Origin of the sequence: Flavobacterium sp. FlaQc-28, from assembly GCF_044007415.1 — a bacterium.
Taxonomy (GTDB): domain Bacteria; phylum Bacteroidota; class Bacteroidia; order Flavobacteriales; family Flavobacteriaceae; genus Flavobacterium.
Genome location: NZ_JBIPCM010000003.1, coordinates 208339 through 225674 on the forward strand (window position 1 = coordinate 208339; position 17336 = coordinate 225674).

Sequence of the window (17336 nt, forward strand, 5' to 3'; positions counted from 1 at the left end):
GAAAACTAAGAATGTTTACGATATATTTGTAATCTGTATCTTTAGAATATAAATACTAAAGAATACTCCAAAAAATAAAACAAAAGACGATGAAATTTATAGTATCGAGTTCGTACTTATTAAAACAATTACAAGTTCTAGGCAGTGTTATTAACAGCAATAATACACTTCCTATTTTAGATAACTTTTTATTTGAACTAGACAATAATGAGTTGACAGTTTCGGCATCAGATCTTGAAACGACAATGTCAGCTACATTAACAATCGATTCTACAAGTAAAGGAAGCGTTGCAGTTCCTGCAAAACTTTTACTTGAAATTTTAAAAACATTTCCTGAACAACCTTTAACTTTTACAGTTGAAGATAACAATACGGTTGAGATCAGCTCTAACTCAGGAAAATATGCTTTAGCATATGCTGCAGGAGAAGAATTTCCTAAATCAGTAAATCTTGAAGAGCCGTCAGTAACTTTAGTTCCTGCTGATGTTTTAGCAACTGCTGTAAGTAAAACTATTTTTGCTGCTGGAAATGATGATTTACGTCCGGTAATGTCTGGAGTTTTCTTCCAGTTTTCGCCAGAAGGATTAACTTTTGTTGCTACAGATGCTCACAAACTAGTAAAATATGCACGTACTGATGTAAAAGCATCTCAAGTTGCAGATTTTATTATGCCAAAGAAACCTTTGAATATTTTAAAGAGTATTTTAGGAGCTTCTGATGCTGAAGTAAAAATTGAATATAACGACTCAAATGCAACTTTCTCATTTGACAATTATATTTTAACATGTCGTTTAATTGATGGAAAATATCCTAATTATGAAGCGGTAATTCCTAAAGAGAATCCAAACAAATTAATGATCGATCGTTCATTATTTTTAAGTTCGGTTAAGCGTGTTGCGATTTTCTCAAATAAAACGACACACCAAATTCGTTTAAAAATTGCTGGAGCTGAATTAAATGTTTCTGCAGAAGATATAGATTACTCAAATAAAGCTGAAGAAAGATTAACTTGTGATTATCAAGGAGATGATCTTCAAATTGGTTTTAACTCACGTTTTTTAACTGAAATGCTTACTAACTTACAATCAGACATGATTATGTTAGAAATGTCATTGCCTAACAGAGCAGGAATCCTTACTCCAGTTGATGGTTTAGAAGAAGGAGAAACTGTTACTATGCTGGTAATGCCTGTAATGTTAAATAGTTAACATCAAAAGTTCTTTTTGTTACAGGGATTTTTTTTAATTTCAAATTAAAGACATATCATTGTAAAAAAAATAATATCGCTATTAACCAACCATTTTTTATACCTAGAAACCGCAATTCTTTTTGAGAGTTGCGGTTTTTTAGTTTTAGTTTTTTTTTGTTTCAAGTTTCAGGTTTCAGGTTAAAATGCGTTGGAGCTTTGCGCTGATTTTTACCGCAAAGTTCGCTAAGTTTTACTCAAAGCTTTGCGAACTTTGCGTTTATAGATACAATCCTAGTTAAGAGAACTTTGCGTTCTTTGCGGTTAAATTTCATCCTTGACTTAAAACCTGAAACTTGAAACAAATATTTCTTATTTTTGTAATATGAAAATAGAAATTTGGTCGGACATCATGTGTCCGTTTTGTTATATCGGAAAAAGACAATTGGAAACGGCTTTAGAACAGTTTCCTAATGATGAAATTGAAATTGAATGGAAAAGCTTTCAGCTTGATCCAACAATTGAACCGCAATCTGGTAAAGATGTTTACACGTTTCTAGCAGAACGAAAAGGTATTTCTGTAGAACAATCTATAGAAATGCATAAAGGTGTCGTAGAACGTGCTAAAAGTGTTGGTTTAGATTATCATTTTGATAAAGCAATTATCTCAAACTCTCTAACTACGCATAGAATTATTCATTTGGCAAAAAAGAATAATCTTGGCGATGAAATGGAAGAAATTTTCTTCAAGGCTTATTTTACTGAAGGACGAGATTTAAATGATACTGACACTCTAATTGAATTAGGAACAAAAGCTGGCTTAAACTCAGATGAAGTTAAAGAAGTTGTTGAAAATGAAGATCTTTATTTAAACGATGTTCATTCTGACATTCATGAAGCCAATCAAATTGGTGTACAAGGAGTTCCGTTTTTCGTTTTTGATCGAAAGTATGCAGTTTCTGGCGCACAGCCGGTTGAAGCTTTTGTTCAAACCATTAAAGAAGGACTTAAATAAATTTTAGATATTAGATTGTTGATTTTAGATTCTTGATCTCGATTGTGTTTTACTTTCAATTCATTTTTTTTACTAAAATTTGAACATTAGAAAAAATACACTCTAAAATCTAAAATCAACAATTTTAAATTAAATAACTCCCATTTTCTGCATTAAAAAAGTAGCACTTTTATTTTTGCAGATTCCTGCGCGAAGTTTATAATCAAAGTGAAGTTCATTGTCTTTTATTTCAACTTCAAAACATTGGTTTGTTAGAATCTTAGGATATTCATTTGTTGTTAAACAAACCTCAATATCATGTGTCGCAATCGCACCAATTGCTTTCTTGGCAATTACTTTTTTTACTACCTCAATAGTTCCATTTCGTTTATCGTCAGAGTTTGTACCTCTTAAAATTTCATCGAGCAGTACAAATGCAGGACGATCTTCTAAAGCGTCCATAATTTGCTTTAAACGCTTAATTTCAGCAAAAAAGTACGATTCGCTGTCTGCTAAAGAATCGGACAATCGCATTGAAACCAAAACTGGAAGTGGATGAATATTTGCCTTTGAAGCACAAACAACTGAACCAATTCCGCCAAGAACCATATTAATTCCTAAACTTCTCAAAAAAGTACTTTTTCCAGACATATTTGATCCTGTTAAAATCATAAATGATTCAGGATAAAAGTATGTGTCATTCCCTACTCTGCTTATCGGATTTAATAATGGATGGCTTAAATTTTCGAAACCTATTTTGTATTCTGTATTAATTTCAGGATATACAAAGTCTGGATTATTGTGTGCTAAATTTGCTAAACTGTTCAAAGCTTCAAATTCTCCAATAATCGAAATCCATTTTTCAAGTTCTTCTGAATAATTTTCTTTCCATTTTAAAAGTGATCTCAAAACATGAAGATTAAACAAAAAGGTACCGTTAAAAACAATTGCAGTCACTAAATTATTTATCGTATCCATTCTTGAAAACAATTCAGATAATTGTTTTAGATGTGTGCTTGCGGTTGCATTTTTAAAAAACAACTGTTTCTGCAAATCGATTAGCTTCTTTGATTGAAAGGTTTCTTTTTCTATTTTTTCAACTAATAAACTATATTGTTTTATGATTTTATCAACGTTATCAGCCTTGGCAATTTCTGAATGAATTCGCTTGAAAGATTTTCCCATAACCATCATATTGAATATAAAAACATAGGTCAAATAGGATAATAAAATGGTTTTTGATGTAATAATATAAGCGATTAGAAAACCAAAAAAAAGAGTTGGAAGAATAACTGAAAGTGCAATTAAAACTTTAGGTAAAGTATTATTTTTAAATGAATTCCAATGAAGTAATGATTCATAAGAGCTTTTAGAATCGTTGCTTACAATTGCTAAAGCGTGAAACTCCTGACGCCAATCGATCTTTTTATTTAATTCATGAATTGCCTCTTGATTTTCAAGAATTGCTTCATTAGGAAACAGAATTAATAGTTTTTCTGCTAATGTTTTCTTGCCAATAAAAGTAGCGGTTCGGTTTAAGTTTTGAAATAACGAATGCTCTCCAAAAATATCTAAATCGTACGCATAAGGATGATGAAAATCATTGAATTCAATTCCGTTTTCAAAAGGAAGTTTTTCCCTTTTTAAAAACGCGATTTCATTTTCATTGATTTTTAATATTGCTTTTGTGAGTTCCTTTTCAATTGATAATTTAGAATGGATTCTCATTAAAATAAGAAAACCAACAAAAGATAAAAAAGCAAAACCAATATAAAATAATTGATTTGTTTTAATGTAATAAAACAACATAAACAAGCATAGAAATACGCTTAACAGTCTTAAAACACTGATGCTGTTGTATCTTTTATTGATTTTATTAAAAACTTTTGTAAAGTGTTCAACTTTATTTTGATATAATTCCATCTTTATCTTTTAATGAAATACAAATATAGGTTTTACACTTACAAAAAGCTTGTGTTTAAGAGTGAATTCATTTTTCATGCATGATCAAAACAGGTATAGAAACTTCTTTGGTAATTTTTTTACTAAAACTTGATTCGAAAATCGACTCAAAAAAAGATCTCTTATGCGTGATAGTTGTCAGAATATCAATGTCTTTATAAAGAATAAAATCAAGAATGGTTTCTTTTATTTCGTCGCTTGGTAGTACCAAAAATTCAACATTCTCAGCAGCAAATTCTTTATCCCATTCTTTAATAGTCGCATCATCAACATCTGTATCCGATGATCTTACATACAAGCTTTTTACTTTTGCATCAGTTTTCTTAGCGATTTTTAATATTTTTCTAAGTACTTCTTTATCTTTTTCGCGATAACGGGTTGTGAAACCAATTGTTTTAATTTTCTTAAATTTAGCATCAGCTGGAACACATAAAACCGGTACATCAACTCCTGAAATTACGGAATTAGTATTTGATCCTGTAAAGAATTTTGTCCAATCTGAAGCTCCGCTTGTTCCCATTATTACAAAATCTATCTGATCTTCTTCTACTGCATTTTTAAGATTATAAATCAAATCCCCATCCATTAAACGGTGTTTGATAACAATATCTTCCAACTTTCGTTCTGCCGCAATAGCACGAAGTTTTGGAATTTCATCTTTAAACATTTCAAACTTTGCCAATTCTATCGAACTATAAATCGAAGCATAATTCTCTGGAAAAAACTGACTGTCGTAAACCGGAATCTCAAATGTATGAAGCAAAACAAGCTCGGCTTTGACAATCTTAGCAAATTCTAAAGCGTGTACAAACGCATTTGTTGCTGCTTCAGAAAAATCCGTAGGAAATAATATCTTTTTCATTTTATTTGAGTTTTATAGGTTTGTTACTCAAATTTAAACATTATAAAAACAAAAAGGCCTGATAATTATCAGGAATTTAACAGTTAATAATTCCTTAATACGATAAATAAAAACAGTTATTCTCAACTTTAATTCAAACGCTAAGCTCTTTTAATGATTTCCCCTTTTTTTATACCTTTGCACTATGATAAATCAAGATTCTATAGTTGCATTGGCTACTCCATCTGGAGCGGGCGCTATTGCAATAATTCGTATTTCAGGTGCTGAAGCCATTTCAATTGGTAATTCTGTTTTTAAATCTATTAAAAATAAAGATCTAACTAAGCAAAAAACACATACTTTACATTTAGGGCATATTATAGATAATGAAAAAACACTTGACGAAGTTTTGATATCTGTTTTTAAGGGGCCCAATTCTTATACGGGCGAAGACACAATCGAAATTTCTTGTCACGGCTCTACTTATATTCAGCAGCAGATTATTCAGTTATTATTGCGAAAAGGCTGCAGAATGGCTGATGCGGGAGAATTTACTTTAAGAGCTTTCTTGAACGGAAAACTTGATTTATCGCAAGCAGAAGCTGTTGCTGATTTGATTTCATCAGATAATGAGGCTTCTCACCAAATCGCTATGCAGCAAATGCGCGGCGGATTTAGTAATGAAATTGCGAAACTAAGAGAGGAACTTTTGAACTTCGCTTCTTTAATTGAGCTTGAATTAGATTTTGCTGAAGAAGATGTTGAGTTTGCTGATAGAACGCAATTCCATGAGTTACTGAACCGAATTGAATTTGTTTTGAAACGTTTAATTGATTCGTTTGCTGTTGGAAATGTAATTAAAAACGGAATTCCGGTTGCAATTGTAGGGGAACCGAATGTTGGAAAATCAACTTTGTTGAATGCTTTATTAAACGAAGAACGTGCGATAGTTTCGGACATTGCAGGAACTACTCGTGATACTATTGAAGACGAATTGGTGATTGGCGGAATTGGTTTCAGATTTATTGATACGGCAGGAATTCGCGAAACTAAGGATGTGGTTGAAAGCATTGGAATCAAAAAAACTTTTGAAAAAATTGATCAGGCTCAGGTTGTGATTTATTTGTTTGATGGTTTAAAATTCCAGGTTTCAAGTTCTGAGTTTGTTTCTGAAATTGAACAAATCAAGAATAAGTATCCGCTGAAACCTTTAGTAATTGTCGTAAATAAAAGAGATATATTGTCTGCTGATGAAGTTTCAAACATCACGACTAAACTTGAAAATTTAAATGCAAAACTTTTATTGATATCAGCTAAAGAGAAAATTGGTGTTGAAGATTTAAAAAATGAATTACTTTCTTTTGTAAATACTGGCGCTCTTCGTAACAATGAAACTATAGTCACTAATACAAGACATTATGACTCTTTACTTAAAGCTTTAGATGAGATTCAAAAGGTAAAATACGGTCTTGAAACTAATCTTTCAAGCGATCTTATTGCGCTCGATATCCGTGAGGCTTTGTACCAATTTGGGTTGATTACAGGTCAGGTTTCTAATGATGAATTGCTTGGTAATATTTTTGCTAATTTTTGCATCGGGAAATAAAAGCACTTTCTTTAAGCTTCCTTACCTTTCCATTAGTTGACTACCATTGATTTAGCTTGATTTTTACTTTCTAATATTATCTTTAGTTTGTACATTTGTTACACTCAATGTACACCTCGAAGCTAAAAAGGTGTAAAAATGTACACCTATGAATATTACTTTAAAGAAAAAGAAATTACAAAATGGTAAGTTCAGTTTATACCTAGAATACTACAAAGGCTCTACTCTAAACATGGAGGGTAAAAGGATTCATTTAAGAGATTTTGAATATTTAAAACTATATCCCCATCAAGATCCAAAGACTGCTGCTGAAAAAAAAGAGAATAAAGAAATTGATATTTTAAGTGAACAAATATTATCTATCCGAAAAGCAGAATACTTTCAAGGCAAGTTTGACATCAAAAATACGACTAAATCTAAAAGAAGATTTTTAGATTTTTTCATGGAGAAAACAGAAGAGAAAATTGATTCTCCTAAAAACTACGGAAACTGGACGGCAGCTTCACTTCATTTAAAAAAATGCATTTCAACCAACTTAACATTTGAAGAAGTTGATGAAAATTTCGTCAAAAAAGTACGCCTGTACTTTGATAAAGAAGCCAAAACGAAAAGCAACTTATCTCTATCGCTAAATTCGAAATATTCTTATTTCAATAAATTTAAAGCAGCACTTCGCAGTGCATTCGATGATGGCTATTTATCAATCAATTATGCTTCAAAAATAAAGTCATTTGAGCAAGCTGAAAGCCAGAGAGAATACTTAACTCATCAAGAATTACAATCATTAGCAAGTACTCCATGCAAATATGAAATTTTAAAACAGGCCTTCCTTACCTCTGCATTATCAGGTCTTAGGTGGTCAGATATCAATACACTTCTTTGGTCAGAAATAAGGGATGAAGATAATGGTGTGAGTAGGATAAATTTTCGCCAACAAAAAACCGAAGGTGTTGAATATCTTTACATCTCAAAACAAATTCGAGAATTGTTTGGCGAAAGGCAAGATCCTTCGGAAAGAGTATTTAAAGGTTTAAAATATAGTGCCGTTTACAATAACGAAATAGTTCGTTGGTGTAATCGTGCAGGAATATCAAAACATATAACTTTTCACAGCGCCAGGCACACGAATGCAGTGCTTTTGCTTGAAAATGGGGCTGATATTTATACCGTTTCCAAAAGATTAGGTCACCGTGAAATACGGACAACAGCCATTTATGCTAAAATTGTTGACCAAAAAATGAAAGAAGCGGCTAACTTAATTCCTAACATTAATATCTAAATAACATGCTGCATTCATATTTCAAAATTAAAGACAAACATTATAAAACTTTAAATTGCATTAAAAACAATTTAAACTATCAACAAGACGCATTATCCATTAAGAAAAAGATGAACAAACTAAATGAATATCAGTTTTTCTTTTTACTAAACGATCTTATGCATGAGCATCCAATGGAACATTTTTCTTTGCATACACTTGAGTTATTCTTTGAAAAAGGTGAGATAATTATAAATCAAAATTACCACTTACCTTTTCAAGATAGTAGCATTTGGAATGATTTTGTTCCTGCAACAGCAGATTGGGTTTATTTTAAATATAAAAATGATGTTGATTATGTAACAGATTATTTTTTAAACACAAAAGAATATCCAAAGGAAACACTGATTACTAAACTTTTAGTTTTATCAGATAAAATCTTTGAACTTATATTTCACCCCTTAATTCAAATAAGAAATTCCTTTGAGCTATATATTGAAAACGAACATATCGTTGAGAAAGACGAAAAGTTTCACTTTTTAAAGGGTATCATAAATGCATTAGATAGTCGCGAAAAACAAATATTAGAATTATCATATAATATACAAGAAAAAATAGATACATTATCTAAAATTAGCATTCAAAATGAAAATTACCTAATTGATACCAATAATGAAACTTTAAATAAACTCTATTTTGGTTTAGAACAAAATATGCTAATTGATCAAGATAAAACTTCACTAAAGCAGTTCCTAGAAGTTTTGAAACACGATTGGAATACTCACAATTCAATTATACATCTTGAAATCGGTAATATTCAATTTAAATATTTTATTGACTGCATGCATCAATTTTTGCATATAAAAATACCGCTAACATTTATTCAGCGCTCTGGAAACATCAGAAATAAAAATGGAATAATAAAAGCAGGTTCGATGTATACAACCAGTTCTAATAATAGCATAAAACAAAAAGATATTGAGTTGATTAAATCAGTTTTTGAAGAATTACAATAAAAAAATATTAAGGTCCTTAACCTTCTTAATTTTTTCTATTTTCCTTTAATGACTTTTGCTTCTATAACGATAAAACAAATCACTTATGGAAAGCAATGCTATTATTCAAAAACTAACCCAAATCGAGAAACTTATTATTGGGACAAACAAACAAATCTTCACAGTAGATGATGTTGTAAACTATACGGGGTTTTCAAAAAGTTATGTTTACAAATTGGTTCATACAAACATCTTGCCCTATTCTAAACCAAATAACCGAACACTGTTTTTTACCAAAACAGAGATTGACGAATGGTTACTTCAAAACAAATCAAAATCTATTTCTCAAATCGAAAAAGAAGCAATTAATTATACAAACTCTAATAAAAAATAAAAGCGTCCAATTCCGACAAATTGTGACGCTTTACTTAATTTTTTAATCCCTTTGTATCTGACAAAGATACGATAAATCTTTGTTACATAATGAATAGTATAATCGAAAACAACCAGTTCAACGAAGCAAGGGTAATTTCTATACCCCATAAAAAATCACAAAATGGAGATCAATTAAGTCATCATATTGATTTACCTTATTATGTCACTGCCGATTTTAAAGACATAGAAAATGACATCAAAAAATATAAAATTTTTATGTCAGACAATAGAATCTATATCAGAAGAAAAAAAGATAAGGATGAAGATGAGTCTTATTATTTTCAGGAAATTTCCAATTTTGAAATTAAAATTCTACAACACATTCAGGACGAAAAATTTCCAATAAAACTCTTGAAAGTTAAAAACGTATTTAATTTAGAAAAGATTTTTGATATACCTTCAGATCTATTCAATACGCTTGGAAGCTTTGAAAACTGTATCGCTCGTCAAGGCAATTTTTTATTTACAGGCAATGCTTTAGATTTTAAAATGTTAAAATCCTATTTATTTGATAAGATGGGTAATGGACATAAGATCGATAGTTTAGGTTATCAAGTTGGCTTTAAATTCTGGCTGTGGAATAACAAAGTTAATTTGTTAAATGGAGAAAGTTTAGCAATAGACGAGAACGGCATTTTTACTTACAACAATAGATCCTTCTATGTACCTTCAGCAAACAAAATCTATTTCAATAATATGTCCGCTTTTCTACCTCAGAAAAAAATGATTGCGATTGAATCTGATGTATCTATAAGTTCTTACCTTCAAATGATGATGGAGGTACATAAAGACTACTCTATTACTGCAATTCTCTTTACCATTAGCAGTATATTTCAAGATATTATTGTAAATGAAATTGGAAACTTCCCCATTCTTTTTTTGTATGGTCCTGGATCTAGCGGTAAAGACCAGCTAGCCGATTGCTGTCAAAGCTTCTTTGGCATACCTCAATCTGCAATAAATTTAGAAGGAGGTGCATCAACACTAAAAGGACAAATTAGAAAATTTGCTCAGTTTACAAATATTATTTGTCATTTATCAGAGTACAAACGTGGAGATACTAAACTAGATGGAACCATAAAAGGTTTTTGGGATCGACGTGGATATGAATTTGGAACAATTGAAACCAAAGTGAGTACTGACACTGTACCTATTTTATCTTCAACTTTATTGACCGGAAATGAATATCCTGAATCCGAAGCTTTAATATCAAGACTATTATGGCTCGAATTTCAATCGAAAGCATTTACTCTAGAAGAGACTAAAAATTACGATATCTTAAAAGATTACACTAAAAAAGGAGTCAGTCATTTTACAGACACATTACTAATGCATCGCTCATTGGTTGAAACCACTTTTAAAAGTAAATTCAGGCAATGTAAAGAAAATTTCATACCAAAATTTGATGTTAAACATACTAGAGTAATCAGTAATCTTGCTGTTCTTGGTTCTATATACGACATTTTCAAAGATTTAATTGTATTTCCATTCACCTATAACGAAATGATCAAACATTTTGAAAAGTGCACCGAAAATCAAACTAGAAAACTAAATTCTTCAAGTATTAGTACCAAATTTTGGGACTGCTTTTTGGCTTCTATGCGTGGCATAAAAGATGATAGGATTGTTGTATTCAGAGACCTCAGATTAGACGGGAATAACCTTTGTTTTCAATTTACTAGCTGTTACAACAAAATACAAAGACAATGGATGCAACAATATAGAGAAACAGCTCCAAATAAAGCTGCATTACAAGATTATATAAAAAAAGATCCTTGCTACCTAAAAGAAGTTAGCAGCATTAAATACGAAAAAGGAAAGAACGCAAGAAATACTTCTGGCTATTTAATTGACATTTCAAAGTTGCAGATTCAAGATGAAATTATCAATGCTATTGAATGGCAGATATGCGAACAATTAGCCCAATAATACCTATTTACTTTCCTACCCTTCCTACTTTCACTTAAAGAACTATATATTAATGATTTAAATTAATAAAGTAGTCGGAAACGTAGTCGGAAGTAGTCGGAGATAGTCGGAAATGTTTTTTGAGTTTCCGCCCACTTCCGACTACTTCCGACGTAATTCAAGTGATACATACATGCTAATTACTTAAAAATAAACAAAGTAGGAAGTGTCGGATAGGTCGGAAGTGATTTCGCTTTTAATAGAGACCTTTTAAAGTGCTCATTAAACTATTGCTATTGAAAAAAAACATAAAAAAATTATCTCATGAACTCGTATCAAGCAAAATTAATTCCAGTCGAAACAATTTTAAATTCATTGGGATTCCATGCAGTAAGACAAACAAGCAATGATCTTTGGTTCACAAGCCCTTTTTCAAACACTGAAAAAACACCATCCTTTCATGTGAATACACAAAAAAATTTTTGGTATTGTTTTTCAAGTGGATTTGGTGGCAACACATTAGATCTAATTATAAAATTTCAAAAATGTACCATTAGCGAAGGTTTGGCATTTCTAGAAAACTTTGACTCTTTTTCTTTTCAAAAGCAAATTACAGCTGTTTCTCAAATAAAAAAGACAGAAAGCGAAACTCAGATAGTAAAAATTGTTCCAATCGAACATATCGCCTTACAACAATATTTAGCAGGTAGATGTATAACCAAACCTTTTATTCATTTTCAGATAAAAGAAGTTCATTATGAAGTGAATCAAAAAAGATACTTCGCAATTGGATTTAAAAATCGAAGTGATGGATGGGAACTTAGGTCAAAATATGCAAAAATATGTATCGGAAAAAAAGACGTGACATTTATCAACAATCAAAGTACAAGACTGAGAATTTTTGAAGGTTTTTTCGATTACCTCAGTTTCCTGCAAATTAAGATGAATAAAATCGAAGATCAATTTGATTATTTGATATTAAATTCAACAGCACTACTACTTAAAAATGTAGACATGTTACAATATTACAAAACAATTGAGCTCTATTTAGATAATGATAATACAGGCGAAAAATATACCAATATCATTACAAGCAAACATACTGAAGCATTCGATTTTAGATCAATGTATAAAGATTCAAAAGATATAAATGAATGGTTGATAGCAAATCAGTTTAAGCTAAATCAATAGTGTCAAATCATTTTTTGAATTTTTAAACTAACCAATCCCAACAAAAGGGAATGAACAATAATTTTAAATGAAGTCATTTAGCGAGGTGTGTTTCGATGCCGTGAAAAACATCAAATCTTCGATTTTTGTCTTTCACGCATCAAAACGCCTTGCCCTTCGGGAAGGTAAATACTCCAAAGTCGTATTTTAATTGTAATTTTTTATTTATGAGTAATATTAATAAAGGTGGCAGACCAAAAAAAGAAGTTAAGAGAATTAAAGAAAAAAGAATTTTACTTACTGAATTTGAATTGGAACAAATTGATAAAATGTTCTCCGAGAGTGATTATACAAATATGAATAGTATGATTAGAGATATTCTTTTAAAAAAGAAATATAGAATCGTAACGTTCAATAATGATGCTCGAATCCAAAGAGGAATCTTAATTGAAGAGGTTAGAAGAATTGGAAACAACTTTAATCAATTAATGAAAAGCTTCAATGAACGGAAAATGGATTCATTTAGCAAGATAGAAATTGGAATGTTATTAAAAAGTCTTGACGAAATAAAAGAAGTTTTTTTCAAAATTGAAGATATCGCTAAAGAGAATTACCTGCCAGAATCACGTACACCATAATAGTAAGTAAGTAAGTAAGTAAGTAAGTAAGTAAGTGCTTAATTAATTTATTAATTAAGCACTTACTATAGTAATACATTGCTATAGAACTATAGTAATGTATTACTATAGTAAATCTTGATCTATAATCCCAAGAAAAGACATGAGTAATATATTACTCATTAATCATTTTTTTGCTAATTTATAACCTAAACGTTACATAATGGAAGATATAAAATCCCTAGAAGAATACATGATTCTAATTGGTCAGAAACTTGAAAAGCTCCGTCAAAATATGGATTTTGTACAAAGCGACATCAAAGATGAAGTTGGAATAAGCAGAAAAACCGTGAGTTCTATTGAGAATGGAAATAATTTTTCAGTAGAAAATTTAGTAAAATTATTAATTACTTATAACCGAATAGAACCTTTTTTAAACGCCCTCACTCTACCCTATGATTTTGATATTAAACAATATAAAAAAGAACTGAAAGAATTTAATAAAAAATACAAAAATGAATGGTGGTTCAATCAAAAAAAAGAAGTTTAATAATTGAAAAATTATGCTTAAAAACATCAATACACTATGGAACAGTATTATAAACTTATGAATGAATATTCCGGAACAGAATTATTCAAAGAAACCATTCATTTTATGAATATGTCTTTTCCTGAATGGAAAACCAACCGAGGAATTGGGTTTTCTGCTGCTGAATTTATATTGCATTGTATGGAGTTTTTAAATCAATGTACTATGGACAAAAAAGATGAGGACTTTAATCTTGAATCTTTGAAAACAATCTATCTGAGCGTAGCGGAAGATTATCAAAGATTTAAAACAGAATATAAATTTATATTTTCATCTTTTGCATTAAAAAAATTTGCTACGGAATACGCAGATGAAATTGAAGACAAATACTTGACCGATTTTAGGTATAGTGACTTATTTGATGCTTTTTTTAAGCAAGAAATTGAAATAGTGACTTATGACTTTAAGTAGTAACTAATGAAAGTAGAACCATATTAAAAGAAAAAAATATTTACTTTTTTACGGTTTTCCACAATTTTGAAAATCTTTTTTTCAATATCTTAGCAAAAAAACGATAGAACTTAATGAATTAAGTGCTACTATCAATACAAGGCCCATTGGAGTCGTTTTACGACAAATACAAGTAAGTTATGTTCTATTCTAAAAACGACTTATACAAAATACATAAATAATATTGCTATTCTAACAAAATAAATTAACTACAGAGAAATTATGACAGAAAAACTTAACTTGGTTGATAAGTTGTTTGAATCCTATAATTACAAAATTGCCAAAAGTTCTACAGAAGAAGTAAGGATTTATACTTTGCAATATGGAATGTATCACGCAGCTGAAATAATTTCTTTTGATGAAAAAACGGACGTTACTGAATTCAAAAATGAATTTTCAGAGTTAGGTTATGCTACAGATTTAAAAGTTGTCAAAAATTTGGAAGAAGTTGAGGAATATTTATTCGAAGGCTTCTTTATAAAAACACCTTTAGGGAATCAATTAAAAAATAGGTACAAAAACTTTATAAAGAAGCAACTACTTAATTTACCAGATAACAGTAAATACAAATACATTGATAGCGATTTTGATTATATTTTACAAAACAACTTTGGAGAAATTGTAGAAGCAAAATCTTACTCTTCAAGTGACAACAGCATTATAACCAAAATAAATGAACTTTTTACACAGACGAAAGGGGCTTTATTTATTATTATTGAGGCACCAGCTGGTTTCGGAAAAACTTGTACTGCAAACGAAATTCTGAATTGTATAACAGTAGAAAATTCTAGAATACTACCATTTTTTACCGAATTATCTAGAAATAGAGAAGCACGTATTTTTAAACATATTCTCTTAAAAGAAATTGATGAGCAATTTCCAAATGGTATTAAACAGAACGTTGTTCTCGAGCAAATTTATAAAGGTCGTATTCCGTTGATTATTGATGGTTTTGATGAGTTAATAACCAGAGATAGTAATAAAACAGATGTGGAAAGTATGTTATCAACTATTGTTGATCTTCTTCAAAACGATGCAAAAATAGTAATAACATCGAGAAAAACTGCGATTTTGAATAGCGAAGAATTTATTGAAACTATAAATTCTTCAATAGAAAGTTTTTCACTTGCACGTTTTGAAATAAAAGAACCAACTATTGAAAATTGGCTAACTTCTGATAGATACAGTGTTATTGAAGATAATGGTTTTCCTATTAATCAAATTTCAAATCCAGTTCTTCTTTCATATCTTAGAAATATTCCTTTGGAAAAATTGAAAGAGTTTCTATTATCAAAAGAAAGTACTTTAATCGATAAATATTTCGATTATTTACTTACAAGGGAGCAACAACGACAAAATTTAAAATTGGATAATAAAACCCAATTTAGAATTTTCAGAAAACTTAATCGCTTCATGTCTGAATATAATTTTACGGCTGAAACGAAAGAAACTATTAAAGATTTCATAAAGGACTACAATATCAAAATATTACAAGCGAGCTTAAAAGAATACAAAGATACTGTAAAGCCGACAATAGAAGAACTTACAGAAACTTTATCAAATCACGTTTTTTTAGACCGACGAACCGATGGAAATGTAGGTTTTATTAATGACTTTATTTTTGGCTTTTTATTAAGCGAAAATTTGATTTTAGAAAAATTTCAAGAGCACTATAAAACGAATTTCACAAAAGTAATTCCTCAAGATTTTGCCCAAAAATCTATAGAAGCTTCAAGAATTCAAAGTACAGAAAATAGAAATAAGTTATGGGAAGTATATAATGTTAATAATTTTGAATATGATTCTGTATTTTATTTTGATGTAGATTACTTCTTAAAAAATGAAATTAAACGAAATTTTAACTCTCTTTTTCTTAGCGACAGAACTATTAAAGAATTAAATTTTACTACTTACACTTTTGAAAACTCTGTTTTTGCAGGTATTACCTTTGAAAATTGTATTTTCACAACAACGTCTTTTAAAAAATCATCATTTCAAAATTGTAAGTTTTACAGCTGTGAACTGCAAGACAAAACACCTATTGTGTATGAAAATTTTGCAATTTATGTATGTCAGGATAACAATAATTTTATTAATGACATAAATTCTCTCTATTGTAAAGATAATGATGAAAATACGGTTGAAAGTAATACTCCACTAACAGAACAAAAAGTGCTTCTACAGTTTTTACAAGTTGATGAAAAAAGACCTAAACCAAGAAAATTTTCAGTTATCAAACAACGTTTATACGAATACTCAGATAAAGAGATAAACGGTGTTATAGATACATTAATCCGCAAAGAATATTTACATTTTAAAGATGATGTTGGATTCATCACAAGAGAAGCAATGAACTTTTTAAATCATATCGGAAACTAAATGAGTAGAGATTTACAACTAATAGAAAGAGACATATGTTCCAAAATATGTGAAAGACTTGATAAAGTCGGTCTTTTATATAGAATATTTAGTCGAGTAAAGGACTTCAATTCAATTAGAGAGAAAATAGATAGAAAAAAAGCTGAAGGCAAACCTTACTCTATTGATGGTAAGAAAATACAAGATATTCTTGGTATACGAATTGTCACTTACTTTTACGATGATGTTAATTTAGTAAAAGAAATTGTATCTGATCTTTTTAAATATGTCGGTGAGGAAATTGATATTGTTGAGCCAACAGTTTTTAAACCTAAGCGTACCAACATTGTTTGTGGATTTGATGAGAGACATAAAGAAACTTTTGAGGAAATTGTCAAAATAACTAATAACGAGTTACTTCAATTATGCGATCATACTTTTGAACTTCAACTAAGAACAATTTTATCAGAAGGTTGGCACGAAATAGATCATAGTTTGAGATATAAATCAAAGGACGAGTGGTCTAAACATTCCGAAAAGGAAAGACTGCTTAATGGTATTTATGCAAATCTAGAAGTAAATGATTTAGCAATGAAATCTTTATTTAGTGAATTAGCATATCAACATTTTAAAGAAAAAAATTGGGAAGCTATGTTGAGAAATAAATATAGACTAAAATTTCAATCGACAGTATTGAAGAGTGAATTGAAACAACTATTAAACGAAAATTCTACTATCGCTAAACAAATATTAAAAGCCGACCGAATTAATGTAATAAATGAACTTTCAAAATTTGAAATTTCATTTCCAATAAATTTTAATAATATTATTTATTTTATTAATCACATTGAATTGAAGAACGATAAGATAACTGATTTAACACCTAGTTTAATAAAAAACAACACCTAATAACAGTTTGGGAAAAATTGGTATTATATTAGAACTTTCTTTTTACATATATTCCGTA

Annotated in this window: 15 protein-coding genes; 13 read left to right on the forward strand and 2 right to left on the reverse strand. The window is 29.7% G+C overall.

Features of this window, described 5'->3' with window-relative positions; genetic code table 11:
- The first annotated feature begins 89 nt into the window (after positions 1-89).
- Positions 90-1208 carry a DNA polymerase III subunit beta gene (dnaN, locus tag ACHRVL_RS10490; protein ID WP_089055834.1) on the forward strand — a complete coding sequence of 373 codons (1119 nt, stop codon included), beginning with the start codon at positions 90-92 and terminating at the stop codon, positions 1206-1208.
- Between the two features lie 363 nt (positions 1209-1571).
- Complete coding sequence (locus tag ACHRVL_RS10495; RefSeq protein ID WP_395412505.1) at positions 1572-2201, forward strand: DsbA family protein; 630 nt, start codon at positions 1572-1574, stop codon at positions 2199-2201.
- A gap of 129 nt (positions 2202-2330) precedes the next feature.
- On the opposite strand, the gene ACHRVL_RS10500 is transcribed toward ACHRVL_RS10495, so the two are convergent.
- Positions 2331-4103 (reverse strand): DNA mismatch repair protein, encoded by a 1773-nt coding sequence (locus ACHRVL_RS10500; protein WP_395412506.1) that lies wholly within the window; start codon positions 4101-4103, stop codon positions 2331-2333.
- A 67-nt stretch (positions 4104-4170) separates the two neighbouring features.
- The gene (locus ACHRVL_RS10505) at positions 4171-5004 is read right to left on the reverse strand and encodes a universal stress protein (protein WP_089055838.1); all 834 of its coding nucleotides are present in this window, start codon (positions 5002-5004) and stop codon (positions 4171-4173) included.
- 184 nt (positions 5005-5188) lie between these two features.
- On the opposite strand from ACHRVL_RS10505, the gene mnmE reads away from it, so the two are divergent.
- The 11 genes from mnmE (at position 5189) to ACHRVL_RS10560 (ending at position 17278) form a co-directional block, all read left to right on the forward strand.
- Positions 5189-6589, forward strand: a complete 1401-nt coding sequence (gene mnmE, locus ACHRVL_RS10510) for a tRNA uridine-5-carboxymethylaminomethyl(34) synthesis GTPase MnmE (RefSeq protein WP_395412508.1) — start codon at positions 5189-5191, stop codon at positions 6587-6589.
- 148 nt (positions 6590-6737) lie between these two features.
- On the forward strand, positions 6738-7868 hold the full coding sequence (locus ACHRVL_RS10515) for a site-specific integrase (RefSeq protein WP_395412510.1): 1131 nt from the start codon (positions 6738-6740) through the stop codon (positions 7866-7868).
- A 5-nt stretch (positions 7869-7873) separates the two neighbouring features.
- On the forward strand, positions 7874-8863 hold the full coding sequence (locus tag ACHRVL_RS10520) for a hypothetical protein (RefSeq protein ID WP_395412512.1): 990 nt from the start codon (positions 7874-7876) through the stop codon (positions 8861-8863).
- An 85-nt stretch (positions 8864-8948) separates the two neighbouring features.
- Positions 8949-9236 carry an AlpA family transcriptional regulator gene (locus ACHRVL_RS10525; protein WP_089057687.1) on the forward strand — a complete coding sequence of 96 codons (288 nt, stop codon included), beginning with the start codon at positions 8949-8951 and terminating at the stop codon, positions 9234-9236.
- Positions 9237-9325: 89 nt separating this feature from the next.
- Entirely contained in the window at positions 9326-11206 is a 1881-nt protein-coding gene (locus ACHRVL_RS10530) for a hypothetical protein (RefSeq protein ID WP_395412515.1), read from the forward strand.
- Between the two features lie 303 nt (positions 11207-11509).
- Positions 11510-12376 (forward strand): toprim domain-containing protein, encoded by an 867-nt coding sequence (locus ACHRVL_RS10535; RefSeq protein ID WP_395412517.1) that lies wholly within the window; start codon positions 11510-11512, stop codon positions 12374-12376.
- 206 nt (positions 12377-12582) lie between these two features.
- On the forward strand, positions 12583-12993 hold the full coding sequence (locus tag ACHRVL_RS10540; RefSeq protein WP_395412519.1) for a hypothetical protein: 411 nt from the start codon (positions 12583-12585) through the stop codon (positions 12991-12993).
- Positions 12994-13195: 202 nt separating this feature from the next.
- Entirely contained in the window at positions 13196-13522 is a 327-nt protein-coding gene (locus ACHRVL_RS10545) for a helix-turn-helix domain-containing protein (protein WP_395412521.1), read from the forward strand.
- A 36-nt stretch (positions 13523-13558) separates the two neighbouring features.
- Complete coding sequence (locus ACHRVL_RS10550; RefSeq protein ID WP_395412523.1) at positions 13559-13972, forward strand: hypothetical protein; 414 nt, start codon at positions 13559-13561, stop codon at positions 13970-13972.
- Between the two features lie 261 nt (positions 13973-14233).
- A complete protein-coding gene (locus tag ACHRVL_RS10555) occupies positions 14234-16390 on the forward strand; it encodes an NACHT domain-containing protein (RefSeq protein ID WP_395412525.1) in 2157 nt (718 codons plus the stop codon).
- Positions 16391-17278, forward strand: coding sequence for a hypothetical protein (locus tag ACHRVL_RS10560; RefSeq protein ID WP_395412526.1), 888 nt, complete (start codon positions 16391-16393; stop codon positions 17276-17278).
- Positions 17279-17336: the final 58 nt, after the last annotated feature.